This window comes from Noviherbaspirillum sp. L7-7A (assembly GCF_019052805.1).
Lineage (GTDB): Bacteria > Pseudomonadota > Gammaproteobacteria > Burkholderiales > Burkholderiaceae_D > Noviherbaspirillum_A.
This window is the reverse complement of the sequence record NZ_JAHQRJ010000001.1, coordinates 1,053,290-1,077,773: the sequence shown is the minus strand read 5'-3', so window position 1 is coordinate 1,077,773 and position 24,484 is coordinate 1,053,290. Positions and strand designations below refer to the sequence as shown.

Below are 24,484 nucleotides of genomic sequence, written 5' to 3'. Positions count from 1 at the left end.
GGAGAAGCGGGTTGCAGGCCGCCGTACATCGGATTAGAGCGTCAGGGCCTGCATCCAATCCATGCCGCGTGGACCGGTCATGCGGCCGGCGACCTCACAGAACGAGGTCCGTCCACAATGCTTCCTGCCTGACGAGCGCGGCGCTTGCGCGGGACGCTTTCCCGCCAGGGGCTCCCCGGCCGCCGTTAGGGTTTGCCAGTAGGCGGCATCGGCCAGCGTGGCAAAGCCGGCATGATGCAAGGCAGTCTTGCCGCTGCGATCTGGCTGATGTTTCGCGGCGCGATGACAATTGTTGCTTGCGTTGCGGGCAAGCTTCTCATAGCGATGGAGAGAGTCAATTTCAACCGCGATATCGAGCGGCTCGCCGAACGCAGTAATGGTACGAAGCAATGGTGGCACGTCGGCAAATGGCTCAGCGGCCCGGCCGAGACAGTCATGAATCAGCTGGTCGTGAATGATCCGAGCCAGATTCCGCTGCAGCAGGAGAGAGTCCGGCCGACCAGCCTCCTGACGCATTGCGCTGGAAACGCGGCCCAGACTAGCCTGGGCAACGGCGGCTCTGACGGCGTCGTACGCTTCCTCTACCTGCACCTGCCTCAGGCGCGCAGGCAGGAAGGCATGCATGGCTTCCACCAGCGATTGTGCCGGCAGCACGACAATCGGCGCCCCCACGCCGCCGCCTGCTAGCGTCACTGGCACCGCCGCTGTCCGGGAAACCCAGGCCAGCATCGCGGCAGCCGAAAACGGCTTTTCGGTGCCGGGCTGATGCACGAATTCGCAGATGCTGCGTATCGCGTGGCTGGACTCGGAACAGCCGTGGCAATCCAGGTCGCCGTACAACATGTTGGGGCCCTCCGCCTGCACCTCGGCAGAAGCGGCGACCTGCTTGCCCAGGATCTCTGCGGCGCAACTCGGCACGTCGATCATGCCTTTCCACCGCATGCGCTTTCCGGCTGCAGGGCCAGTCTCGGGCAGCTTGCGAAGCGACCTGGCAAATTTCAGCGTATCGCTCATTACCGGGTACAGGTAGTTGTCCTGATCGCGCTCGCTCCATCGCGTCTGTATTCGGTGCTGGCCGCCCACGCTATCGCTGTGCCCCAGCAGGATGACATTGGTCAGGGCGCCGATCTCTCCGTCGGCGTGGAGCTGGCTGACCGTCTTCCTGAAATCCTTATCGTCGCTATATACGGTGCGCCATGACAGGCCCAACCGGAAGCAATAGTCTGCCAGGTTCCTGGCCGTGTCCTCCTCTCTCGGGCGCACCACGGCGACAAAGTGCCGTTGTCCGGGGGCGGGAGGCTCGGATGGGGCGTCGATGGAAATGGCGGGCAGTGAATCGCGATACGCGTCGTGCCTGGATACGTTTGCTGCAAGTGCCATTGGATGAGCTATGGAAACATTATGGAAAAAGCGCCTGCGCGCGGGATCATCGGCTTGCTATTGGCGACGACGCGAACGTCATGCCTGTCGCAGGATTGATTCGATGAGCGCACTTCGTAACCGCTATTGATTTAAATGTTCGTTGTTAGCCCATTTTTTCGGCGACCGGTCGCTTACAGCATATTTAGCGAGCATCTGTGCCTGCCCTGGTGTCAGGCCTGAGCCGGGAGGGGATGGCAGTGGCTGCGCGCTGCAGCCAGCGGCAACGCACGATAATCGGCGCAGCAGAAAGTGATGTATTGATGTCGCTGCGCGGCATTCGAGCCCCCGGACAAAAAAACGGCGGCCGTTTCACCGGCCGCCGTCCAATGCGATGAGCGCTTGTCAGCTGCGCGCCGCAATCAGCCTGCCCAGCTTCTGCATACCAATGCGAATCTGCTCCGGCGGCACGGTCACGAAGCTCAGCCGCATCGTGTTCGACGCCGGCGTGTTGGCATAGAAAGGCGCGCCCGGCACGAAGGCGACGTTTTCCGCGACCGCCGCTTCGAGCAACTCCATGCTGTTGATATGCGCCGGCAGCGTCACCCAGATGAACATGCCGCCTTGCGGGCGGGTCCAGGTGGCGCTGGCGGGAAAGAATTCCTGCAGCGCGTCCAGCATGGCCTGGCACTGGTCGGCATAGAGCTGGCGTATGGTCGGGATATGCTCGGTCAGGAAACCGTCCTTGACCACTTCATGCACCACCATCTGGGTCAGCTGCGCCGTATGCAGGTCGGTCGCCTGCTTGGCCTGTTCCATCTTCCTGGCCAGCTGCACCGGCGCCACCGCGTAACCGAGGCGGATGCCGGGCGTGAGCACCTTGGAGAACGAACCCATGTAGACCACGCCGCCCGGATTCATGTTCAGGAGCTTGGGCAGCGGCTCGCCGTTATAGCTCAGTGCGCCGTAGGGATCGTCTTCGATCAGCGGTATGCCCATTCGCGCGCAGGTTTCCACCAGCGCCACGCGGCGCTCCAACGTCATGCTCCGGCCGGTCGGGTTCTGGAAGTTGGGCAGCGAGTACAAGAGGCGCGCGCCCTGCCCGACGGCTTCCAGGTCGGCCGGCACGAGGCCGTCGTCGTCGGTGGCCACCGACACGAACTGCGGCCGGTACACCGAGAAGGCCTGCAATGCGCCCAGGTAGCTGGGCGTTTCCACCAGCACCTTGCTGCCTTCGTCGATCAGCACCTTGCCCAGCAGGTCGAGGCCCTGCTGCGAGCCCGACAGCATCAGCACCTGTTCCGGCACGATCTTCGAGTCAGGCGTGGAAAGCGAGTCGGCGATCCATTCGCGCAGCGGCGCATAGCCGTCGCTCGGGCCGTACTGCAGCGCGACCTTGCCGGCGCGGGTCAGCACCGCGTCGTAGGCCTCGCGCATGCGCTCGACCGGGAAGGTCAGCGGCGACGGCAGGCCGCCGGCAAAGGAGATGATTTCCGGGCGCATCGTGATCTTCAGGATTTCACGGATGGCGGAGCTTTGCAGCTGCTCGGCGCGTTGCGAGAACTGCCACTGTATGGGGTTGGGATTTTCGATTTTCATGCTGGGAAAGAGTGGTGTGCCGGTTGTGATGCGGAGTCAGGCCAGTTCGGCGATCAGTTCGATTTCAACGCAGGCGCCGAGCGGGATCTGGGCCACGCCAAAGGCGGAACGGGCATGGCGGCCAGCGTCGCCAAAGACCTCGACGAGCAGTTCGGATGCGCCATTTGTTACCAGATGCTGCTCGGTGAAGTCAGGCGTGGAATTGACCAGGCTCATTACCTTGACGATGCGCTTTACCCGGCCAAGATCGCCGCCACATGCCGCCTTCAGGGTCGAGATCAGGTCGATGGCTACCAGGCGTGCAGCCTGTTTGCCGTCTTCGGTGCCGAGGTCGCGCCCAAGCTGCCCTACCCAGGGCTTGCCGTCCTTCTTCGCGATATGGCCCGACAGGAAAACCTGGTCGCCGCTTTGCGCATGCATCACATAGGCCGCGGCAGGCGCGGCGGCGGCAGGCAACGTAATGCCAAGGGCAAGCAGTTTTTCGTCTATCGACATGGAGGACTCCGAAAAGAGGGAAATGAACGCACCAGACAACGACATGCGTTGGGGAAACGTGCAATTTTACTCCTAAGCCAGACAGGAGGGCGGCCGGCCCATTGAAATTGCAGCCTTGAAATGCCTGATCGGCAGCCCCATATCCGCGACACCTTGCAATATCAGCCACACATTCTGGCAATCGCTGGCGCCGGGCACCGCGGGTGCGCCGGCATATGTTCAATCCACATTTGAGGAAAAAATGGCCGTATCCGAAAAGCAAACCCTGGGCTTTCAGGCAGAAGTCAAGCAGCTGCTGCAGCTGATGATCCATTCCCTGTACTCCAACAAGGAAATCTTTCTGCGGGAGCTGATCTCAAACGCTTCCGACGCCGCCGATAAGCTGCGTTTTGAAGCCATCAACAATGGCGCGCTGTTCGAGGACGATCCCGACCTCAAGATCCGCGTGGACTTCGACAAGGAAGCCCGCACCATCACCATTTCCGACAATGGCATCGGCATGAGCCGCGACGACGCGGTGGAACACCTGGGCACGATCGCCAAGTCCGGCACCAAGGAATTCTTCTCGAAGCTCTCCGGCGACCAGCAGAAGGATGCAGCCCTGATCGGCCAGTTCGGCGTGGGCTTCTATTCCGCCTTCATCGTCGCCGACCGCATCACCGTCGAATCGCGCCGCGCCGGCCTGCCGGCATCCGAAGGCGTGCGCTGGGAATCCGGCGGCGAAGGCGACTTCACCGTGGAAGCCATCGACAAGCCCCGGCGCGGCACCGACATCATCCTGCACCTGCGCGAGGGCGAGGACGAGTTCCTGTCTTCCTGGAAGATCAAGTCCATCATCCGCAAGTATTCCGACCATATCTCCCTGCCTATCCTGATGAAGAAGGAAGAATGGAACGAGGAAAAGAAGGAGATGGTGGTCACCGACGAACTCGAAACCATCAACCAGGCCAGCGCGCTGTGGGCGCGCAACCGCGCCGACATCACACCCGAGCAGTACAACGAGTTCTACAAACATGTGTCCCACGACTTCCAGGACCCGCTGACCTTCACCCATAACCGGGTCGAGGGCCGCAGCGAATATACGCAGCTGCTGTACATCCCGTCCAAGGCGCCGTTCGACCTGTGGGACCGCAACAAGCGCGGCGGCATCAAGCTGTATGTCAAGCGCGTGTTCATCATGGACGACGCCGAGCAGCTGATGCCAGTCTACCTGCGCTTCGTCAAGGGCGTGATCGATTCGGCCGACCTGCCGCTGAATGTCTCGCGCGAGATTCTGCAGGAGTCGCGCGACGTGAAGGTGATCCGCGAAGGCTCGACCAAGCGGGTGCTGGGCATGCTGGAAGAGCTGGCCAACAGCGACGAGCAGGAACAGAAGGACATGTACGCCACCTTCTGGACCGAGTTCGGCCAGGTGCTCAAGGAAGGCATCGGCGAGGACGGCAACAACAAGGAGCGCATCGCCAAGCTGCTGCGCTTTGCCTCTACCCACAATGACAGCGACGCCCAGACCGTGTCGTTTGCCGACTATGTGTCGCGCATGAAGGAAGGCCAGGACAAGATCTACTACGTCACCGCCGAAACCTATGCCGCGGCCAGGAACAGCCCGCACCTGGAAATCTTCCGCAAGAAAGGCGTGGAAGTGCTGCTGCTGACCGACCGCGTGGATGAATGGATGCTGTCCTTCCTGCAGGACTTCGACGGCCGCGAGCTGGTGTCGGTAGCCAAGGGCGACCTCGACCTTGGCAAGCTGGAAGACGAAGCCGAGAAGAAGCAGCACGAGGAAACCGAGGCGCAGTACAAGGAATTGGTTGAAAAGATGAAGACCGCGCTGGCCGACAAGGCCAAGGAAGTGCGCGTGACCTTCCGCCTGACCGATTCCCCGGCCTGCCTGGTGGCGGACGAGAACGAGCTGTCGGGCAACCTGCTGCGCATGCTGAAGGCGGCCGGCCAGAACGCGCCGGAATCCAAGCCCATCCTGGAGATCAACCCGGACCATCCGCTGGTGCAGCGCCTGAAGTACGAGGACGGCAAGTTCGACGACTGGGCCAACATCCTGTTCGACCAGGCTGCGCTGGCAGAAGGCGGCACGCTGACCGATCCGGCAGGGTTCGTGAAGCGGCTCAATGAGATGCTGTTGGGGATGGCGACGCGGTAAGGCGCTGGCTACGGGGTCGTGCCGCGATCCCATCGCCCATCAACGGGACCGGCCATTGCGCCGGTCTTTTTTTCGTCGATCCCAAAGTGGCGACAGGCGCTGTTGTCATGGCGATGCCCCGACTCCGGAATGCTCCCTTTGGGAAATGAACGAGGGGTTGACCAGCGTTACTTCCAGATGGGTGCAACGCGATGTGGATGCACTTGACCAGGGAATCCAATGAACATCATCGGGAGAACTGCAAACATGATCAGCAAGCACGTTGGTTCATGCCTGTGCGGCACAGTACACTTTGAAGTGTCCGGCGATTTTGAAGAATTCTATCTTTGCCACTGTCAGCACTTTCGCAAGGATACCGGCTCGGCTCACGCCGCGAATCCGTTTTCCTCGGTCGCCAGCCTGAGATGGATTGCCGGTGAAGACAGGACGACATTATTCACCCTGCCTTCTACCAGACACAGCAAATGCTTCTGTTCTATCTGCGGGTCGGCACTGCCTTTCCTGCAGATGGAAGGCCAGGCGCTGCTTGTCCCGGCCGGCAGCCTGAATACCGAAGTCCCGCTCAGGCCAGACGCCCATCTTTTTGATTCCAGCCGGGCTAGCTGGGACAGGGCATTGGAAGAAATACCGGCGCTGGAGTGACAATCGGTCTGACTGTCTCCGGCGAGCTGGGCCGGCGTGCCAGAGAGTGCAGCGATAAGGCCCCATCGATGAGCTAGCTGCTGGGCGCAAGAGCCATTTTCATGACCGAGGCGCGGTCCAGACAATCCATAAGAAAACAACGAGCGGCCATGCCTTACACGCTGCCCGGACTTGAGAGCCGAAGCAGCCGGCCGCTGAAATTAGCGGCACGCGGTACTTGAGCGGATGCCTTTCAATGCGCTGCGCCGGCAAGCCATGCTGTTCACTTCTGCAGAGCCATCAGCAGGGCCTTGCCCGCCATCGCCTGCGCCTTTCCTTTTTCTGCCGCATGCACCAGATCCACAATTCTCCGGTTGGCCGGTGCGCCCAGCCCGACGCTTTGCGCCAAGGTCACCACCGCACCATTGAGATAGTCAATCTCCGTGCGCCGGCCGGCCTGCAGGTCCTCCCACATCGAGGAACGCGCCTCCGGGTCGATCCGCAGCGAAGCCGATCCCAGGCGCTTGTACAACCAGTCCGGCAGCCGCAGCAGCTTGGGGAGCCTGGCAGGCGCCACCCTGGCCACCTGGGCCGGTTCGATGCCGGCGGCACGCAACGCGCGTAATGCCTCGTCCATCAGCAGCGCCAGGCAGCGGCGGTAGTCGCGTTGCGACAGCTGGGTTTTCAACGGCACGCCGGACAAGGCGTTGACGGCGTTGTTCAGGTTCAGCAGCAGCTTGCCCCACTGGACGGCAGCGAAGTCAGTCCGCTGCAGCAATGGCAGGCCGGCCGCCTCGAAAGCCGGAAGCCATGGCGCCAGCGCTGGCGACGCTTCCACCATCAGGCTGCCTTCCGTACCGCGATGAAAACGACCGTCCCCGGTTTGCACCACATTGAAGGGCACCATGCCGGCCAGTACCTGGCGGCCGGGCAAGGCGCGCCGCAAAACGTCGGCATTGCCGATGCCGTTCTGCAGGCTGATGACGATCGCGTCGGCTGCGGCATGCGCAGCCAGGCTGTGTGCTGCGGCCTCGGTATCGGCGCTCTTGACCGTCACCAGCACCAGCCTTGCGCCGGCAAGCGCCGCCGGATCCTCGCTGTACTGCACTTGCTCGGCCGGGAGCTGGAAGCGGCGGCCATCCATGTCGCTCACGGCCAGGCCATGCCGGGCAATCCGCTCGCCCACTTTGGCGCGGCCGATCAGCACCACGTTGGCGCCACCGGCGATCAGGGCGCCGCCCACGAATACGCCGACGGAGCCGGCTCCAAAGATGGCAATGGAAGGTGTCCTGTCTACGGCGCTCATGGATGGCACCCGTTATGCCAACGCATCCCCTGTAACGGCATCATTGCTGTCTCCTCGCGATGTTGTCATTGTCCTTGGCGGCGGAAATTATAACTGGCATGTCCGTGCCTGACGGCTTAGGCCAACCAACCGCGGCGCCACTTTCCCGGGCCGGTAGTGCAATGACGGCCAGGTCAAGCAGCTTGCCCGCCGTACCGGTATCATTGCCCACTTTGCCCGGCCCCCCGATGAAACCCCCTGCCCCGCCTGCCAGTCTGTCTGCCTCTGAACGGGCAGTCCATGCGCCTTCCTGGCTGCCCATGCTGTTCGCCGTTGCCTGCGGCCTGATCGTCGCCAATCTGTACTACGCTCAACCGCTGGTGGGTCCGATCGCCGCCGAACTCGGCCTGTCGCCAAGCCTGGCCGGCCTGCTGGTGACACTGACCCAGATCGGCTATGGCCTGGGCCTGCTGTTCATCGTGCCGCTCGGCGACATTCTGGAAAACCGCCGGCTGGTGCTGACGCTGATCGGCGCCTGCGCCCTATCGCTGGCCGCCACCGCCATGGTGCGCAATGCGCCGCTCTTCCTGGCGGCTGCGGCAGCCATCGGCTTCACCTCGGTCACGGTGCAGATCCTGGTGCCCTGGTCTGCCCATCTCGCCACCGAGGCCAACCGCGGCCGGGTGGTGGGCAATGTGATGAGCGGCCTGATCATCGGCATCATGATGGCGCGGCCGGTGTCGAGCTTCGTCGCATCGCTCTGGGGCTGGCATGCGATCTACGGCCTTTCGGCGGCGCTGATGGCGGCGCTGGCGACGTTGCTGCTTTTCATCCTGCCGCGCCGCCAGCCGGATGCAAATCTCCATTATGGCCAGCTGCTGGCCTCGCTCTGGCAGCTGGCCCGCGGCCAGCCGGTGCTGCGGCGCCGGGCCTTTTACCAGGCCTGTTTGTTTGGCGCCTTCAGTCTTTTCTGGACGACCGCGCCGCTGCTGCTGACCGGCCCCGCCTTTGGCCTGAGCCAGCGCGGCGTTGCGCTCTTTGCGCTGGCGGGCGTGGCCGGCGCGGTGGCCGCGCCGATCGGCGGGCGCCTGGCCGACCGTGGCCATGGCCGCATGATGAGCACGGTGGCCATGCTCATGGTGGCCGCCGGCTTTCTGACCAGCCTGGTGGCGCAGGACGGCTCCAAGCTGGCGCTGGGCCTGCTGACCCTGGCCGCCATCGTGCTGGACTTCGGGGTCACGGCCAACCTGGTCACCAGCCAGCGCGTGATCTTTGCGCTCGGCGCGGAAATCCGCAACCGCCTGAACGGCCTGTTCATGGCGACCTTCTTCATGGGCGGCGCGGCCAGTTCGGCCATAGGCGCCTGGGCCTACGCGCATGGCGGCTGGACGCTGGCCTGCTGGATCGGCCTGGCGCTTCCGGCGGCGGCCCTGCTCTTCTTCCTGAGTGAACGCCGTGGCTGAATCCCCCCTGCTGACCGGGCTGGCCCCGGTCATCGATCCTGATATCCATACCCTGATCCTGGGCAGCTTTCCCGGCGCCGCTTCGCTGCGCGCCGAACGCTATTATGCCCATCCGCGCAACCAGTTCTGGAAGCTGCTGGGTGCGGTGCTGGGAGAACCGCTTTACGACCTGCCGTACGACGAGCGCCTGCAACGGCTGCTGGCGCGCCATGTAGGCCTGTGGGATGCGCTGGCCGCCTGCGAGCGGCTGGGCAGCCTGGATGCGGCCATCCGCCGGCCGCAGGCCATCGACCACCTGATGCTGCGGGAACTCTGCCCGCGCCTCTCCCGCGTCTGCTTCAACGGCAAGACCTCCGGCAGCTATGCGCCGCTCTATGCCGGCGCCGGCTATGAAACCGTGGTGCTGCCGTCGAGCTCGCCGGCGAATGCCCGGCTGTCGTTTGAAGACAAGCTTGCGCAGTGGCAGGCCATCAACCGATAATCCCGCATGCTCATCAAACGCAAATCCATCGAGAAAGAAGAGTCGCTGCGCCGTCCCGGCCCCGCCAGCGCCCGTCCACCCCGCAAGCCGAAATACGCTCCGGTCACGCTGTCGGAAGAGGATGGCGTGCGCTTCCTGCACTTCGGTACGGAATGGGTGCAGGGCGCGATGCGCCTGCGCAAGCCGGACTGGATCGAACTGGAATATGCCCAGCAGATGATGGCCTGGATGCTGTTCATCAATGAGCCGCGGCACATCGCGCAACTGGGCCTGGGCACCGGCGCATTGACCAAGTTCAGCTACCGCCAGTTTCCACGGGCGCGGGTGACGGCGGTGGAACTGAATCCGTCGGTGATCGCCATCTGCGAATCGATGTTCAAGCTGCCGCCGCAGGACGATCGCCTGACCGTGCTGGAACTGGACGCCGGCGAGTTCGTAGCCGACCCGGCCCGGCGCGGCACGCTGGACGCGCTGCAGATCGACCTGTACGACGCCACCGCCCGTGGCCCGGTGCTGGACACGGCCGACTTCTATGCCGACTGCGCCGCCTGCCTGGCGCCCGGCGGCATCGCCACCGTCAACCTGTTCGGCGACCATCCCAGCTATGCGAAAAACCTGAAAGCCATGCGCCATGCCTTCGCCGACGTGATTGCGCTGCCCGAAGTCCACGACGGCAACGTGGTGGCGCTGGGATTTCGCGACAAACCCGTTCTGGACTTCCCGCTGCTGTATGAACGCGCCGCGGCCATTCGCGCCGAGAGCAAGCTGCCTGCCCGTTCATGGGTCAACGGCATCAAGGCGTCACGCCCCGCCCAAGGCGCATGAGCAGCGCGCCGCCCAGGCTGCTCGACCTGCACCAGGTCTTCACCTGGCTGGTGACGGACCGCATCGTGCTGCAAGCCGATGCCCGCGCCGCCTACAACCAGGCCCAGGCATTGCAGAAAGCCAGCGCCATGGCCATGCATCCGCTGGTGGCGCTGGCGCAGGTGAAGCTGCAGTCGGCGCAGCCGCCGCACCGGCTGCTGACGCTGGACTGGCTGACCGAGTGGCTGGCGGCCCGTAGCGGCCTGGCGTTCTACCGCATCGATCCGCTGAAGATCGATTTCACCCGGGTCGCCGACGTGATGTCGGCCGCCTACGCCGCCCAGTTCGGCATCCTGCCGGTGGACATGACGGCCAGCGTGCTGACGGTGGCCACGGCCGATCCGCTGCGCACCGAATGGGTCGCCGAAATTGCCCGGCTGAGCCGGCGCGAGGTGCGGCTGGTACTTGCCAGCCCGCTCGACATTGCCCAGTACACGGCGCAGTTCTTTGCGCTGGCCAAGTCCATCAGGGGCGCCAGCCGCCAGGGTGGGCAGGACCTGGCCCTGCGCAACAATTTCGAGCAGCTGGTCGAGCTTGGCCGCGGCAACCGCCAGGTCGACGCCAATGACCAGCACATCATCAACATCGTCGACTGGCTCTGGCAGTATGCCTTCGAGCAGCGCGCCTCCGACATCCACCTCGAACCCAAGCGCGACGCCGGCCTGGTGCGCTTTCGCATCGACGGCGTGCTGCACCAGGTCTACCAGGTGCCGCCGCAGGTGCTGCTGGCCATGACATCCCGCATCAAGCTGCTGGGGCGGATGGACGTGGTGGAGAAGCGCCGGCCGCAGGATGGCCGGGTCAAGACCCGCACCGCCGGCGGCCAGGAAATCGAACTGCGGCTGGCCACCCTGCCGACGGCCTTCGGCGAAAAGCTGGTGATGCGCATCTTCGACCCGGAAGTCGTGGTGAAGACGCTGGCCGAACTGGGCTTCCCGGCCGCCGACGCGCAGCGCTGGGACCAGCTGACCGCACGCGCCAACGGCATCCTGCTAGTGACCGGGCCGACCGGTTCCGGCAAGACCAGCACCCTCTACACCACGCTGAAGGCGCTGGCGACGCCGGAAGTCAATGTCTGCACGGTGGAAGATCCAATCGAGATGGTGGAGCCGGCCTTCAACCAGATGCAGGTGCAGAACGGCATCGACCTGTCCTTTGCCGACGGCGTGCGCGCGCTGATGCGGCAGGACCCGGACATCATCATGGTGGGCGAGATCCGCGACCTCGCCACGGCCGAAATGGCGATCCAGGCGGCGCTGACCGGGCACCTGGTGCTGTCGACGCTGCATACCAACGATGCGCCCTCGGCAGTGATGCGCCTGCTGGAACTGGGCGTGCCGCACTACCTGCTGGAAGCCACGCTGGCCGGCATCCTGGCGCAGCGCCTGGTGCGGCTGCTGTGTCCTTACTGCAAACGCGATGACGGCGCGCTGACCGACGAGGTGTGGCGCAGCCTCGCCCACGACCCGGCATTGCCGAAGCCGCAGCGTGTGTACCGCCCGGTAGGCTGCCCGGAATGCCGCCAGACGGGCTTTCGCGGCCGCACCGGCCTGTATGAACTGCTGGCGGTCACGCCAGCGTTTTCGCGGCTCGTCACCGCCAGTACCGAGACCCGCCTGCTCAGGGCGCAGGCCATGCAGGACGGCATGACGCCGCTGCGGGTGGCTGGCGCGCGCAAGGTCGCCGAAGGGCTGACCACGGCAGAAGAAGTACTGAAGGTGACAGCGGCACTGGTACCGGACGGCGAAACCGACCGGGCAGTCTAATATTTCCTTAATGCAATATGATAAAATAGTTTCTTACAAACAAAAATAGCCTCCTTGTGAACCCCGAGATCGCCCGGCGCCTGCAGCTTTGCGCCACCCTGCCCAGCCTGCCCGCCATTGCCCTTCAGGTGATCGAACTGGCCAATTCCCCGGCTACCCACATGGGACAGCTGTGCGACGTGCTGGCGCGCGATCCGGCACTGACCGCAAAACTGCTCAAGGTAGCCAACTCCGCCTTTTACCAGAGCCGGCGCAAGCCCACGAATGTGCGCGAGGCGGTGGGCCTGATGGGCGTGCGCGCCGCCATCATGATCGCGCTCTCGTTTTCACTGGCCAGTTCCTTCCGTGGCCAGCCCGGTGCCCCGCTGGACATGACATTGTTCTGGCGGCGCGCGCTGCTGTGCGCGATGGCGGCGCGGGCGCTGGGCGCGCGCCGCGGCATGAACAACCTGGACGACCTGTTCGCAGCCGCCCTGCTGCAGGATGTCGGCATCCTGGCATTTGCCAGCATGATGCCCGACGAATACGCGCCCATCCATGCGGCTGCCGCCAGCAACGACGACCTGCTGCGGGCCGAACGCGCCGCGTTTGACTGCGGCCATGATGAAGCCGGCCACTGGCTGCTGTCGCGCTGGCAGTTGCCGTCCTACCTGGCAGAGGCCTGCCTGACCGGCCACGCACAGCAGCCGGAACTGTCTGCGGACATGCAGGCCTGCATCGCCCTGTCCGGGCCGGTGGCGGACCTGGTGCTCCATCCGGGCAATGCCGCCGTGGCAAGCCGCGCCGCCAGCGCCGCGCAGCGCCTTGGCCTCGACGCCGCGGCAGTCTCGGACGCGCTGGGCAGGCTGACCGCTGCGGTGCCCGCGATCGAAGAGCTGTTCGACCTGCGCCTTCTGAGGCCGTCGGAGGCGGCCGCGATGCTGGCCCATGCGCAGGAGCTGCTGGCATCGCATCAGGTCCATGAACTGCGCGAGATGGAAGCGCGCTCCCAGCGTGACGCGCTCACTGGCGCGCATAACCGCCGTTATTTCGAGGAAGCGGTGCGACGGGAATTCGATCTCTCCTCGCGCCACGGCTGGCCGCTGACCATCGCCCTGCTCGATCTCGACCATTTCAAGCAGGTCAACGATACCTATGGCCACCAGGCCGGCGACCAGGTGCTGATTTCCATGGTGCGCGCCGTCATGAGCGAATTGCGGCAGGAAGACCTGTTTGCCCGCTATGGCGGCGAAGAATTCGCGCTGGTGCTCCCCGGCACGCCCCTGCTTGCGGCCGGCAAGCTGCTGCTGCGCCTGAAAAAAGTGATCGCCGGTCTGATGGTGCACCATGAGCAGCATTTGATCACGGTCACTGCTTCATTCGGCATGGCGGCCCACATGGATGAAGGCCAGCGTTTCGAGAGCCATGATTCTTTCGTCCGGGCTGTCGACGAAGCGCTGTATGCCGCCAAGCATGCCGGCCGCGACCTGGTCGCGCAGCGCGAGCACGACGGCGCCGGCTTCCGCTTCTACCAGTAGCCAGTTAGCAGGCCATCAGGCAGCGCGCCGCAAGGCCGCGCCGTCAAAGCGCAATCATCACGCCCAGTCCCAGCGACTGTTGCGCATGGTTGTAATCGATCAGGCTCTGGCCATAACCTGAAAACAGCTGCACATAGCCTTTCAGGCCAGTCGCCAGCGGGAAAGCCCAGCCAAGCTCCACCATGCCGTGCCGCGTTGCGAAATTGCGGCGCGCCGTCAGGGACAGCTCGTGGCCTTCGCGCCGCCACTGCACGCTGATATCGCCACGGCCCATGTAGTCAAGAATGTCGGGATTGTCGTCGTCCCGGCTTTCCGGCAACCGTTTCCAGATACGGGTGGTCAGGGATAGCGGGCCATGCTCCATGCCCGCCTGGGCATACACCCGGTTCCAGCTGCGCGAACGGCTGCCGGACTGCCCGTTGGACTGATGCGCCATCCCGAGATTGAGAAAGCGCAGGCGCAGGTCACCGATCCCGACGTCAATCGGCAACACCGCCATCAGCTCGGGCTGGTAGTTGGTCTCGCGAAAAGGCCGGGACGCGGCGCCGTTGAATGCCTGCCAGTAGCTCTGCTGGGTATAGCCGAACCAGAGGTCGGCGGCACTGCCGGCGGCGCGCTCGACCAGCTTGGTCTTGAAACCCAGCTGGTAACGAAGCTCGACATGATCGATGCCGGCGGGCGAGCTGGCCGACAAGGGATTGGTCGGGCCGAAGGGATCGCTGTTGGGCCTGGACGTGAGCTGCGCCACCAGGTAGTTGGCATGATGCGGCCGGAAGCGGAATGTGCCCTGCTTGTCGGCCTCCTCCAGTTCCCAGTGCCGCGGCAGGTAGCTGGATGCGGCGCTGGCGCGAACCGGCGCCGCGGCTGCATCCGTCGCAACCGGCAAGGGCTGGCCGGCCTCAGGCTGCGCCGCCGTGCGGCCGCTCAGCCTGTCATAGCAGCCAAGGCGCGAGATGTCACTCTCCAGCGAGGCGCAGGATGCCAGCGCCTCGCTGTCGACGGCCTGGGCGGCAGCGGTGGCAAACAGGAACAGGACGCAACAGGCGGGACGGGAGCTCGGATTCATGGACGGGAATGGCAGGCGTCGGTTTGCCTGCGGGAGGGAAATGGGAAGATGCAAGGAACGAACCAGCAGGCCGCGCCGTCCGGATCGGCGTGGCCTGCTGGTTCGAAGAGATGTCGCTCAATGGGTCCGCAACCTGGGGGCCGACAGGTTGCAGGCAAGTGCCTCACGGCCGTGCCCGCCCGCCACTGCCAGCCGGAACTGGCAGCGGCTTTGGCGTTCAGCGCGCCAGGCCAAGGCCGCGGCGCGGCCGCGAGCGGCTTTGCCACAGGGCCAGCAAGGCAAGCCCCGCGCCAAGCGCCACGGCTGTCGTCTTCGGATGCAGCGTGGCGCTGGTATAAGGCGCGGTCTCGAACACGATGCCCTTGTGGCCCTGCCGCTCGCGGCCGTCGCTGCCGGGCGCCGGCGAATAGAGGCTGTTGTCGTCGCGGTCGCCGGCCGGCGTTTCCGAGCGCTGCTGCTTGAACATCAGCCGCTTCATCAGCGCATCCAGCACCGCCGGCGCATGGTGCGCGGTGGAGGATGTCAGCTTGGATGCCGCGCCGACATAGATATCCCGATGCGGCGTCTGCGCCGCTTCCAGGATCGCATTCGCCACCAGGTCGGGCGCGTAGATCGGCGGCGGCAGCTTGGGCTCGACATCCATGTAATTCTTGGCATGCGGCACGAACATGGTGTCGATCGCCGCCGGCTTGATCAGCGTCACCGATACCGGAGCGCTTTCCTCCATCAGCTCGATGCGCAGCGAGTCGGTAAATCCCTTGACCGCGTGCTTGGACGCCGAATACATGCCCTGCAGCGGCACCGCGGTATCCGACAGTTCGCTGCCCAGGTTGATCAGCGCGCCGCCCTTCGTTTTGAGGTGCTCCACCGCCACCAGCGAGCCATGCACCACGCCCCAGAAATTGGTGTCGAACAGGCGGCGCTGGTCTTCCCGCGATACTTCCTCGTTACGGCCGAAGATGGACACGCCGGCATTGTTCACCCAGGTGTCGAAGCCGCCGAAGTGCTCGATTGCGGTGCGCGCCGCCGCCCGCACTTCGTCTTCCTTGCCGACATCGGCCACGACGTGGATCACCTCCGCGCCCAGCGCCCGCAGGTCGCCGGCAATGGTTTCCAGGGCCTCGCCATTGCGCGCCACCAGCACCAGCCGGGCGCCGCGCTCGGCCGCCATGCGGGCCGTGGTGAGACCGATGCCGCTGGAGGCGCCGGTGATGACGATGACTTGGTCGGCCAATGGTTTGAGTTGCGTTTTCATGCGCCTGTCCTCTTATTGACGTTTGAATGGCGGGCATGCGCCCGGGGCGAATCAGACCGCCATGCTGCCAGAAGCGGCAGTGGGCGAGGCATCAGCAAAGCGCTCAAACCGCTGTCGGCGCATTCCTACCGCTCTGGCTTGCCGGCAGGAAGGCGGTCGCCACCTGCTGCGCCCGGATAAGGAGACTTGTTGCAGCGCGGCCAGTACGCCAGGCCGCACGCTATGATGATTGGACGGTCAACCTCCCCGCCTTTCCATGCACTACGCGCTGACGCCCCGCACTTTCCTCTACAGCCATTATTTCGCCACCGGCCTGCGCGCGGCCGCCGGCGTGATTGGCCTGACGCTGCTGGCGCTTGCCGCCAGCGACCTGCGCACCGCGATGACCGTCTGCATCGGCGCACTCTGCACCAGCCTGATGGACCTGCCCGGCCCGCTGCGCCACAAGTTCAACGAGATGCTGGCCAGCGTGCTGCTGGGCACGGTGCTGACCCTGCTCATCAGCCTGTGCGCGCCCCTGCCCTGGCTCCTGTTCATCGTGGTGGCCCTGGTCAGTTTTCTCGCCAGCATGATGCTCGCCTTCGGCCGCCGCGGCATGCCGCTGCAGTTCGCCGCGCTGTTCTCGATGACGCTGGCGATGCAGAACATCCTCACGCCCATGCAGTCGCTGGCCCATGCCGGGCTGTTCATGGCGGGCGGCCTGGCCTATCTCTGGTATGCAATTGGCCTTGCATGGCTATTGCGCCGTCGCATCAAGGAACAGGTGCTGGCCGAAGCGCTGTACGAGCTGGCGCTGTATGTCGACATCAAGGCCGGCTTCTACGACATCCACACCGACCTGGATGCACAGCTGGTGGCCCTGATCCGGCGCCAGGTGGTGCTGGCCGAGCGCCAGCAGGCTGCGCGCGACCTGATCCTGCGCGGCCGGCGCAGCGCTTCCGACCAGGTGCTGGTGCAGGTTCATTACGCCATGCTGGACCTGTATGAACTGGTGCTTGCAACCCAGACCGACTATGCGCTGCTGCGGCGCCAGTATGCCGACAGCGAGCTGCTGACCTGGATGCGCGACCTGGTCGCCAAGGCCGCGCACGACATCGAATCGGTCGCCTATGCGGTGACCCGCCACCGCGCCTCGGTGCAGAAGGTCAGCTACACGCCGGAACTGCGGGCGCTGGACGAGGCGATCACGCGCCTGGAAGGCCAGCCGGGCGTAAGCAGGGAAGGCCTGGATCTGCTGCGCTCGGCCTACAGCCGCATCAGCGGCATGGTTGGCACGATCGCCCAGCTGCATCGCGCCACCACGCCGCAGGCCGACAGCCTGGAACTGGCGCCAGCGGTCGACATGACGCCGTTCCTGACCCAGCAGAAATACGAGCTGGGCGTGCTGCGCGACAACCTGCGCATGGACTCGCCCATTTTCCGCTTCTCGCTGCGGGTGCTGCTGGCGGTGCTGGCGGGGCTGATCGTGGCCGGGCACCTGCCCTACGCCTCGCATGGCTACTGGATCGTGCTGACCATCGCGGTGATCCTGAAACCCAGCTACAGCATGACCCGCCAGCGCCGCCGCGACCGCCTGGTCGGCACGCTGGTCGGCTGCGCACTGACCCTGCTGATCCTGCACATCACGCGTTCGCCCGCGGTACTGCTGGCCTGCCTGTTCATCGCCACCGCGGCCGGCCCGGCCTTCGTGACCATCAAGTACCGCTACACGGCCGTGGCCGCGAGCATGCAGATCCTGCTGCAGATCAGCCTGCTCCTGCCCGAAAGCAGCCATGTGGTGGGCGAGCGCCTGGTCGACACGGTCCTGGGCGCCATCATCGCCACCGTCTTCAGCTTTGTGTTGCCCAACTGGGAATACCGCTCGCTGCCGCGCCTGCTGCGCGGCGTGCTGCAGGCCAGCAGCGCCTACCTTGCCGCCAGCCGCGAACTGCTGCAGGAGCGCGCCGAAAACGATTTCGTCTATCGCTTGAGGAGAAAGCAGTTCATGGACAGCCTGGCCGCGCTGTCGGCGGCGCTGCTGCGCATGCAGGACGAGCCGGCCAGCAAGCGCCACGCCGTGGAGGAGATTCACCAGTTCGTATTGAAGAACTATCTGGTGGCTTCGCAGATTGCCGCGATCCGGCTGCTGCTGCGCAACCATGCCGAAGCGCTGCCACGCGATGCCGTCAACAGCTGGCTGGAACAGTCTTGCGACCAGGCCTGCCGCAGGCTCGCGCAGGCCAGGCAGGCACTGGACGCCGGAACGCCTCCCGATGCGACGGAACCTCAGTTGACCTCGGCCCAAGCCGAGGATGCCTGGTCCGGCTGGCAACCCCTGCAGCGCCGTACCCGGCTGCTCGATGCCGACGTGCGCCAGATTGCGCTACAGGCGGCCATGATTGCGCAGGCGCTGAAAACGGCCTGAGCCGCGCTCTACTGCCGGATGCGCGGTGGTCCAGAGCGCCGGCCATGCTGTTGCGCTTCAGGCCTTCGAAGCCGCCGCCATGCCACGCGGCGCGGCCAGCAGCCGGATCAGGGTTTCCGATTCGATCGGCTTGACGAGATGGTGGTCGAAGCCCGCCGCATGGGCCCGTTCGCGGTCTTCCTTCTGGCCATAGCCGGTGACGGCCACGATCAGCTTGTCGGCTGTCTCCGGCCGCGCGCGCAGGCGGCGCGCGACTTCATAGCCGTCCATGCCGGGCAGTCCGATGTCGAGCACGATCGCGTCAGGGCGGAATGATTGCGCGGTCGCCAGGCCGGACGGACCGTCGTAGGCGACTTCGACATCGCTGCCGTTCAGGCGCAGCATCATGGCCAGCGCATCGACGGCGTCGCGATTATCGTCCACCACCAGGATGCGTCGGGCCAGCGTCGGCACGCTGGGCAGCGCGTCAGGAGGTACCGGCGGCGCTGCGGCGCCATCCGCCGGAAGGCGGACCACGAATTCGCTGCCGAGCCGCTCGCCGGCGCTGTGCGCCTCGACCGTGCCGCCATGCAGCTCGGTCAGGCGCTTGACGACCGACAGCCCGATGCCCAGTCCACCCAGCGAGCGGTCCAGCGAACGCTCTGCCTGCAAAAAGAGATTGAACACATGCGGCAGGATCTGCGGCGACATGCCCATGCCATTGTCGGCCACCCGGACCACCAGCCAGCCACCTTCCCGTTCCAGGCTGACGGTGATGCGGCCGCCGGCCTCTGTATACTTGGCGGCATTGTTGACCAGGTTGCCGATCACTTGCGTGAGCCGGGTGGAGTCGCCGCGCAGCATGGGCAGCGTATGCTCCGACAGGCCATGGGTGATGAGCTGGTGGCCGCGCGCTTCCAGCAGCGGCCGGTTCATTTCGATGGCGCGCTGGACCATGGCCACCGGGTCGACCTGCTCGTCGCGCAGCACGATCTTGCCGGTGGAAATGCGCGACACATCCATCAGGTCGTCCACCAGCCGCGCCAGGTGGCGCGCCTGGCGGTCGATGACTTCACGCGCCTTCTGCACCTGCGGCGGCGCGTCCGGCGCCAGCAGTTCCATGATCTTGACCGCGCTGCTGATCGGCGCCAGCGGATTGCGCAATTCATGCGCCAGCATCGCGAGGAATTCATCCTTGCGCTGGTCCGCCAGGCGCAGCGCAAGCTCGGCCCGCTTGCGCTCGCTGACATCGAGCGCAATGCCGCTGCTGCTGCGCGGCGCATCGCTGTCGGCCTTGCCGCGCACCTCGATCCAGCGGCACGCGGCGGGGGCAGTGTCCGGCAGCTCGATCTCGCAACGGTAGGAATCGCCGCGCGACAGCGCGTCCTCCGCGATTGCCCGCAACCGTGCCTGGTCGGCCGCCGGCAGGAAACGCCAGCTGTCGATCTCGCCGCCATCGTGCCTGGCCTGTTCCCAGACCGGGCCGAATACCGATGCCGCGTTTTCAGAGAACCGGGTGACGCCGCTGTCGAGGTCCCAGCGCCAGGCGGCCATGTTGGCCGCCAGCAGGCTTTCCCGCAGCCGTTCCTCGCTCCGGCGCATGGCCTGCTGGGCCTGTTCCAGCGGCGACAGGTCGGTATTGGTGCCGAACCATTGCACCAGCCTGCCGCCGGCATCGCGCAGCGGCGCGAGCTGGGTGAAGAAGCGCCGCAGGCGGCCGTCCGCGCCGCGCATCGAAAAGGTCAGGGAAAATGGCTCGCCGCGTTCGATGCCGGCCTGCCACTGGCTGTCGATGGCCGGCAGTTCCGCCGCGTCGGCGACCTGGCGCCAGCCATCGCGCGCGGCCGCCTCCCCGCTCAGCCCGGTATAGGCATACCAGCGGTCGTTGTACCACTCGACCCGGCCGTGTGCGTCGGCGATCCATGCAAGCTGGGGTATCGTGTCAGCCAGCTGATGGAATTTCTCGTTCTCGTTGCGCAGCTGGGCATGCTGCTCATGCAGCCGGTCGAGCATGTGGTTGATCGATACCGCCAGGCTGGCCACCTCGCGGCTGCCGCGCACTTCGACGCGGCCCATGCCGAAGCCGTCGCGCACGACGCTGCTGGAAAACTGCTCCAGCCGCCGCAGGTCGCGGGTCAGCGCCAGCGCCAGGCGCGAGCCCAGCAGCAATACCGCCGTCGTCAGCGCCAGCACCACCACCAGGATCACGGCGTAATGCGGCAGAAGCGCGCCATAGTCCGCTGGCGGCGCGCTGTCGCGCACCAGGTGGAGGCCGAGGCCGTTCATCAGGGGCGGCAGTTCGATGCGGCGCAGGTCGGCCGCGGCCATTCCCTGCGGCGGTCCGGGCACGATCGCCAGACCGGCATCGCGCTCGACGTCGGCGAGGCGCAGCTTGTAGAGCAGCGCGCCTTCGGGCGTGCGGGTGCGTGAATAGCGCAGCAGATGCACCGCCAGCAGTTCCGGCCCGTCCGCGCCGTTCCGGGTCGTGGCGGCATCCTGCCCGGCCGCCAGCTGGCGCCGCAACCAGGCCAGTTCATTCGCGGTAAAACGCGCGCCGGCGCTTTGCGCGATCAGCTCGCCCTCGAAGTCGCTGAGCATCAGCTGCACCGGCACGCCATTGACCTGCCGCGCGCCGTTCAGATAAGGCTTGAGATAGGTCTCGCGGCCGGCGCTGTCGACCAGCGCATTGGCCAGGATGGCGCTTTGCGACAGCTCTTCCAGCCGCACCGCAATGCCGCGCAGCGAGCCGCGCGCGCTGGTGGCATGGAAGTCCATTTCCTTCGCATGCAGCGCCGCCAGGCCCCTGGCATGCTGCTGGGCCACCAGCGCCCAGGAAGCCAGCAGCGTCAGGAGCAAGGCGGCGGCGGCCAGCGCGGCGGATGAAAACGCAAAGCGCCGTGCCAGGCTGCCGGCGGCGAGGCGGCCAAACAGCATGCCTAGTTCCCGGCCGGAACCAGCGCGCCGTCAGCCCGGAAGCGGGCCATCAGCAGCTGTTCCGGGCCCAGGGCCTCGTGCCGGTCTTTGGTGAAAGGCGGCTGATAAAGCCGAACCAGGCCACGGTAGCTGCCCAGCCGTTCCAGCGCATCGCGCACCGCCGGCCGTTCGGTGCTGCCGGCCTTCGTGATGGCGCGCGCCAGCAGGTGCATCGCATCGTAGGCATGGGCCACGCCCACCGGCGCGCGGATGTCGTCGATGCGCCGTATCGGCGAGATGGCGGCCAGCGTTTTCATGAATCCTTCCAGCACCTTCGGGTCGGCCTGGAAAAAGCTGAATGTCTGGATCACGGTGAAGTCGACCTGCTGCAGCGCGGGTCCCGCCTGGCCAACGAAGTCACTGCCGGTCACGCCCCAGTGGCTGAAGATGGGCAGGCGCTGCGCCGCCGGCAGCGCAGCGATTTCCCTGACCAGGATGGCCGCCTCGTCATCATTGGCCACCAGCACGATGGCCTGGGCGCCGGCGTCCCGCAAGCGCTGGTAGCCGGGCAGGAGCGTGCTGTCGCGCCAGTTGTACCAGGCGGTTCCGACGATGCGGGCCCGTGCCTTGCCGGCGCCTGCATGCAGCATTGCCGCGGTTTCATTGCTGCGGCCCCAGGAGGTATTGGTCAGCAGAAGGCCTATGCGGGTGTAGCCGCGCCGCTCCGCGCTCTTGAGCATGTGGGGCATGGCCAGGCTGTCGCGCAGCGACACCCGGAACATGTAGTTGGGATCGGTGCCGTTATCGATGATCGCGTCGGCGGAAGACCAGACCGCCATGAAGGGAAGCCGCGCCTCCGCCAGTGTCGGCAGTTGCTCGATCAGCACCGGACTGAAGCGGCCGCCAAACACGGCAACCAGGTCGGGCGTCGCGGCCAGTTCACGGATATTGCGTATGCCGCGGGCGGGAATCGAGCGATGGTCGCGGGTGACCAGTTCAAGCTTGCGTCCGCCCAGAACGCCGCCGGCGGCATTGATCTCGGTAATGGCCGCGCGCATGCCGAGTTCGATTGCCTGGGCCGAGATGCTGTTGTCCAGGCCGAATTCGGCATCCAAGCCCACCAGCACCGGTCCGCCGGCGCCGTGCGCTGGCATGGCAAGCAGGAAGGTCAAGGAGAAAACAGCGCGCAGCATGCGCGTCAGCATTGCCAAGAAAGAAACACACATAGGCTCATCCGCAATCCGGAAGGGCATTCTATGTGAAATGCTTTTCGACGATATACGAAACACTCAAGCTACTTGGCAAGGCTGGCCGCAGGGCGGAAAGAAATCGGCAAGGCGCCGTGCGGCGCCGCGCAGGCACATCAGAACTCTTCCCAGTCTCCGCCGGCAGCCGGGGTACTCGCTGGCGCCGGCAGGCGGGGCTCGGTGCGTGACGCCCGGGCGGGCATGGCCTGGCGGGCAGGCGCAGCGGTGGCGGGAACAACCGGCGACGCCACAGCCTGGCCGCCATGCAGGCGGAACACCTGCACCGCCGTCAGCAGATGCTGCGCCTGTTCCTGCAGCGCGCCGGCAGCCGCGGCCGCCTCTTCGACCAGTGCGGCATTCTGCTGGGTCACCTGGTCCATCTGGGTAATGGCGTCGTTGACCTGGCCGATGCCGGCGCTCTGCTCGGCGCTGGCGGAACTGATCTCGCCCATCATGTCGGTGACGCGGCGCACGCTGGCCACCACTTCCTCCATGGTGGCGCCGGCCTGTTGGGCCAGCTTCGTGCCGCCCTCGACCTGGCTGACAGAATCGGTAATCAGGGCCTTGATCTCGCGCGCGGCCGAGGCGCTCTTCTGCGCCAGGCTGCGCACCTCGCTTGCGACCACGGCAAAGCCGCGGCCGTGCTCGCCGGCGCGGGCTGCCTCCACCGCGGCGTTGAGCGCCAGGATGTTGGTCTGGAAGGCAATGCCGTCGATGACGCTGATGATGTCGGCGATGCGGTGCGAGGCGGCATTGATGGCGCCCATGGTCTGCACCACATCCGACACCACGGCGCCACCCCGGACGGCGACATCGGATGCGGCCAGCGCCAGCTGGTTGGCCTGGCGCGCATTGTCCTCGTTCTGGCGCACGGTGGAATTGAGCTCGTCCATCGCCGACGCGGTTTCCTCCAGCGACGACGCCTGCTGCTCGGTGCGCGAGGACAGGTCGAGGTTGCCGGACGCGATCTGGCCCGATGCCGACACGATGGTGTCGGTGCCGGTGCGCACCCGGCCAACGATATCGACCAGGCTGTCATTCATCCACTTCAGGGCTTGCATCAGCTTGCCGGTCTCGTCATTGGCGCGCACCGGGATGTTCTGGGTCAGGTCGCCGGAAGCCACTGCGCTGGCGATGCGCACTGCTTCATCGAGCGGACCGGTGATGGCGCGCACCAGGCGCACCCCGATGAAGACGGCCAGCAGCATGCCGAACAGCACCGCCGCCGAGCAGGTATTGCGCACCCAGACATAGACATTCTGGCTGCGCTCGAAATCGGCCTTCGCGCCGTCCGACTGCTGACTGATCAGCGCATCGATCGCTGCCTGCATCGGCACCAGCAGCGTCGACACCGGGCCATGCAGCAGCTCGATCGCATGACCGGTGTCATCGCCGCGCACCGCCTGCACCGCCGGCACCAGGCCGTCGTCGAGATAGGCCTTGCGCGCCGCGGCGAACTGGCCGGCCAGCCTCTGCTCCTCCGGCTGCTTCGGCGCCTTGGCATAGGCTGTCCACAGAGCATCCGCCTGCTTGCGGTTGGTTTCCAGTTCGGACATCAGGCTGCCGACCTTGGCCGAGTCGGCCGTCATGGCCCGCGCCAGCAGGATCTGGTTGCGGTTCATCAGGCCCGCCACGCTATTGAGTTCGCTGATGGCGACCAGGCGGTCGTGGTACAGCGTCTCCATGTCGTCATTGGCGAACTTCAGGCTGACGATGCCGATCACCCCGCCGACGACGAGTTGCAGGCAGAGAAAGGCGAGGACAAAGATCAGGCGACTCTTGATGGTGATGTTCTTGAGCATGGCTATCGGTGTTATTGGTATAGGACACCGATGTTATCGGTTGGAAACATTGAAACTTGAGCGAAGAGTTTCTTTTTCGTCCGTCAACAAGCAAGCCGTCTGCCATATTTTTGGGCGTTTAATGAACCATCGTGCCTTATACGGAACACATCATTCAATTCCGGTGCGCTTTGTATAGGGAGGAAGCAAAGTCAAGTTCACTGACGCGCAGAC

The 24,484-nt window shown here is 65.4% G+C and carries 17 protein-coding genes; 8 read left to right on the top strand and 9 right to left on the bottom strand.

Annotation, left to right across the window (positions count from 1 at the left end):
• Positions 1-33: 33 nt before the first annotated feature.
• From KTQ42_RS04895 to KTQ42_RS04885, 3 genes are all read right to left on the bottom strand, one after another.
• Positions 34-1,380, bottom strand: coding sequence for a hypothetical protein (locus KTQ42_RS04895; RefSeq protein ID WP_217344485.1), 1,347 nt, complete (start codon positions 1,378-1,380; stop codon positions 34-36).
• Positions 1,381-1,764: 384 nt separating this feature from the next.
• Positions 1,765-2,958, bottom strand: coding sequence for a PLP-dependent aminotransferase family protein (locus KTQ42_RS04890; protein WP_217344484.1), 1,194 nt, complete (start codon positions 2,956-2,958; stop codon positions 1,765-1,767).
• A 36-nt stretch (positions 2,959-2,994) separates the two neighbouring features.
• On the bottom strand, positions 2,995-3,453 hold the full coding sequence (locus KTQ42_RS04885; RefSeq protein WP_217344483.1) for a RidA family protein: 459 nt from the start codon (positions 3,451-3,453) through the stop codon (positions 2,995-2,997).
• 241 nt (positions 3,454-3,694) lie between these two features.
• On the opposite strand from KTQ42_RS04885, the gene htpG reads away from it, so the two are divergent.
• Complete coding sequence (htpG, locus tag KTQ42_RS04880; RefSeq protein ID WP_217344482.1) at positions 3,695-5,608, top strand: molecular chaperone HtpG; 1,914 nt, start codon at positions 3,695-3,697, stop codon at positions 5,606-5,608.
• Between the two features lie 219 nt (positions 5,609-5,827).
• Entirely contained in the window at positions 5,828-6,250 is a 423-nt protein-coding gene (locus tag KTQ42_RS04875) for a GFA family protein (protein WP_217344481.1), read from the top strand.
• Positions 6,251-6,512: 262 nt separating this feature from the next.
• Here KTQ42_RS04875 and KTQ42_RS04870 read toward each other — a convergent pair whose 3' ends face one another.
• On the bottom strand, positions 6,513-7,535 hold the full coding sequence (locus KTQ42_RS04870; RefSeq protein ID WP_217344480.1) for a 2-dehydropantoate 2-reductase: 1,023 nt from the start codon (positions 7,533-7,535) through the stop codon (positions 6,513-6,515).
• A 227-nt stretch (positions 7,536-7,762) separates the two neighbouring features.
• Here KTQ42_RS04870 and KTQ42_RS04865 point away from each other — a divergent pair, with 227 nt between their 5' ends.
• Genes KTQ42_RS04865 through KTQ42_RS04845 form a run of 5 tightly spaced genes read left to right on the top strand, consistent with a single transcriptional unit; the run spans position 7,763 to position 13,605 of the window.
• Positions 7,763-8,977 carry an MFS transporter gene (locus KTQ42_RS04865; RefSeq protein ID WP_217344479.1) on the top strand — a complete coding sequence of 405 codons (1,215 nt, stop codon included), beginning with the start codon at positions 7,763-7,765 and terminating at the stop codon, positions 8,975-8,977.
• A 7-nt stretch (positions 8,978-8,984) separates the two neighbouring features.
• Positions 8,985-9,458 (top strand): DNA-deoxyinosine glycosylase, encoded by a 474-nt coding sequence (locus KTQ42_RS04860; protein WP_217346817.1) that lies wholly within the window; start codon positions 8,985-8,987, stop codon positions 9,456-9,458.
• 6 nt (positions 9,459-9,464) lie between these two features.
• The gene (locus tag KTQ42_RS04855) at positions 9,465-10,283 is read left to right on the top strand and encodes a spermidine synthase (protein ID WP_217344478.1); all 819 of its coding nucleotides are present in this window, start codon (positions 9,465-9,467) and stop codon (positions 10,281-10,283) included.
• Positions 10,280-12,088: a GspE/PulE family protein gene (locus tag KTQ42_RS04850; RefSeq protein ID WP_217344477.1), complete on the top strand. Its 1,809-nt coding sequence runs from the start codon at positions 10,280-10,282 to the stop codon at positions 12,086-12,088. The genes KTQ42_RS04855 and KTQ42_RS04850 overlap by 4 nt, the downstream gene beginning before the upstream one ends.
• A 56-nt stretch (positions 12,089-12,144) precedes the next feature.
• Positions 12,145-13,605, top strand: a complete 1,461-nt coding sequence (locus tag KTQ42_RS04845; RefSeq protein WP_217344476.1) for a GGDEF domain-containing protein — start codon at positions 12,145-12,147, stop codon at positions 13,603-13,605.
• Between the two features lie 43 nt (positions 13,606-13,648).
• Here KTQ42_RS04845 and KTQ42_RS04840 read toward each other — a convergent pair whose 3' ends face one another.
• Together KTQ42_RS04840 and KTQ42_RS04835 are read right to left on the bottom strand one after the other, a co-directional pair.
• On the bottom strand, positions 13,649-14,671 hold the full coding sequence (locus tag KTQ42_RS04840; RefSeq protein ID WP_217344475.1) for a phospholipase A: 1,023 nt from the start codon (positions 14,669-14,671) through the stop codon (positions 13,649-13,651).
• Positions 14,672-14,888: 217 nt separating this feature from the next.
• On the bottom strand, positions 14,889-15,926 hold the full coding sequence (locus KTQ42_RS04835) for an SDR family oxidoreductase (RefSeq protein ID WP_217344474.1): 1,038 nt from the start codon (positions 15,924-15,926) through the stop codon (positions 14,889-14,891).
• Between the two features lie 256 nt (positions 15,927-16,182).
• Between KTQ42_RS04835 and KTQ42_RS04830 the strand changes: the two genes are divergently transcribed.
• Positions 16,183-18,330: an FUSC family membrane protein gene (locus KTQ42_RS04830; RefSeq protein ID WP_217344473.1), complete on the top strand. Its 2,148-nt coding sequence runs from the start codon at positions 16,183-16,185 to the stop codon at positions 18,328-18,330.
• Positions 18,331-18,387: 57 nt separating this feature from the next.
• On the opposite strand, the gene KTQ42_RS04825 is transcribed toward KTQ42_RS04830, so the two are convergent.
• The 3 genes from KTQ42_RS04825 to KTQ42_RS24215 form a co-directional block, all read right to left on the bottom strand.
• Positions 18,388-21,243, bottom strand: coding sequence for an ATP-binding protein (locus KTQ42_RS04825; RefSeq protein WP_217344472.1), 2,856 nt, complete (start codon positions 21,241-21,243; stop codon positions 18,388-18,390).
• A gap of 2 nt (positions 21,244-21,245) precedes the next feature.
• Positions 21,246-22,448, bottom strand: coding sequence for an ABC transporter substrate-binding protein (locus KTQ42_RS04820; protein ID WP_217344471.1), 1,203 nt, complete (start codon positions 22,446-22,448; stop codon positions 21,246-21,248).
• 137 nt (positions 22,449-22,585) lie between these two features.
• Positions 22,586-24,271 carry a methyl-accepting chemotaxis protein gene (locus KTQ42_RS24215; RefSeq protein WP_217344470.1) on the bottom strand — a complete coding sequence of 562 codons (1,686 nt, stop codon included), beginning with the start codon at positions 24,269-24,271 and terminating at the stop codon, positions 22,586-22,588.
• Between the last annotated feature and the right edge of the window lie 213 nt (positions 24,272-24,484).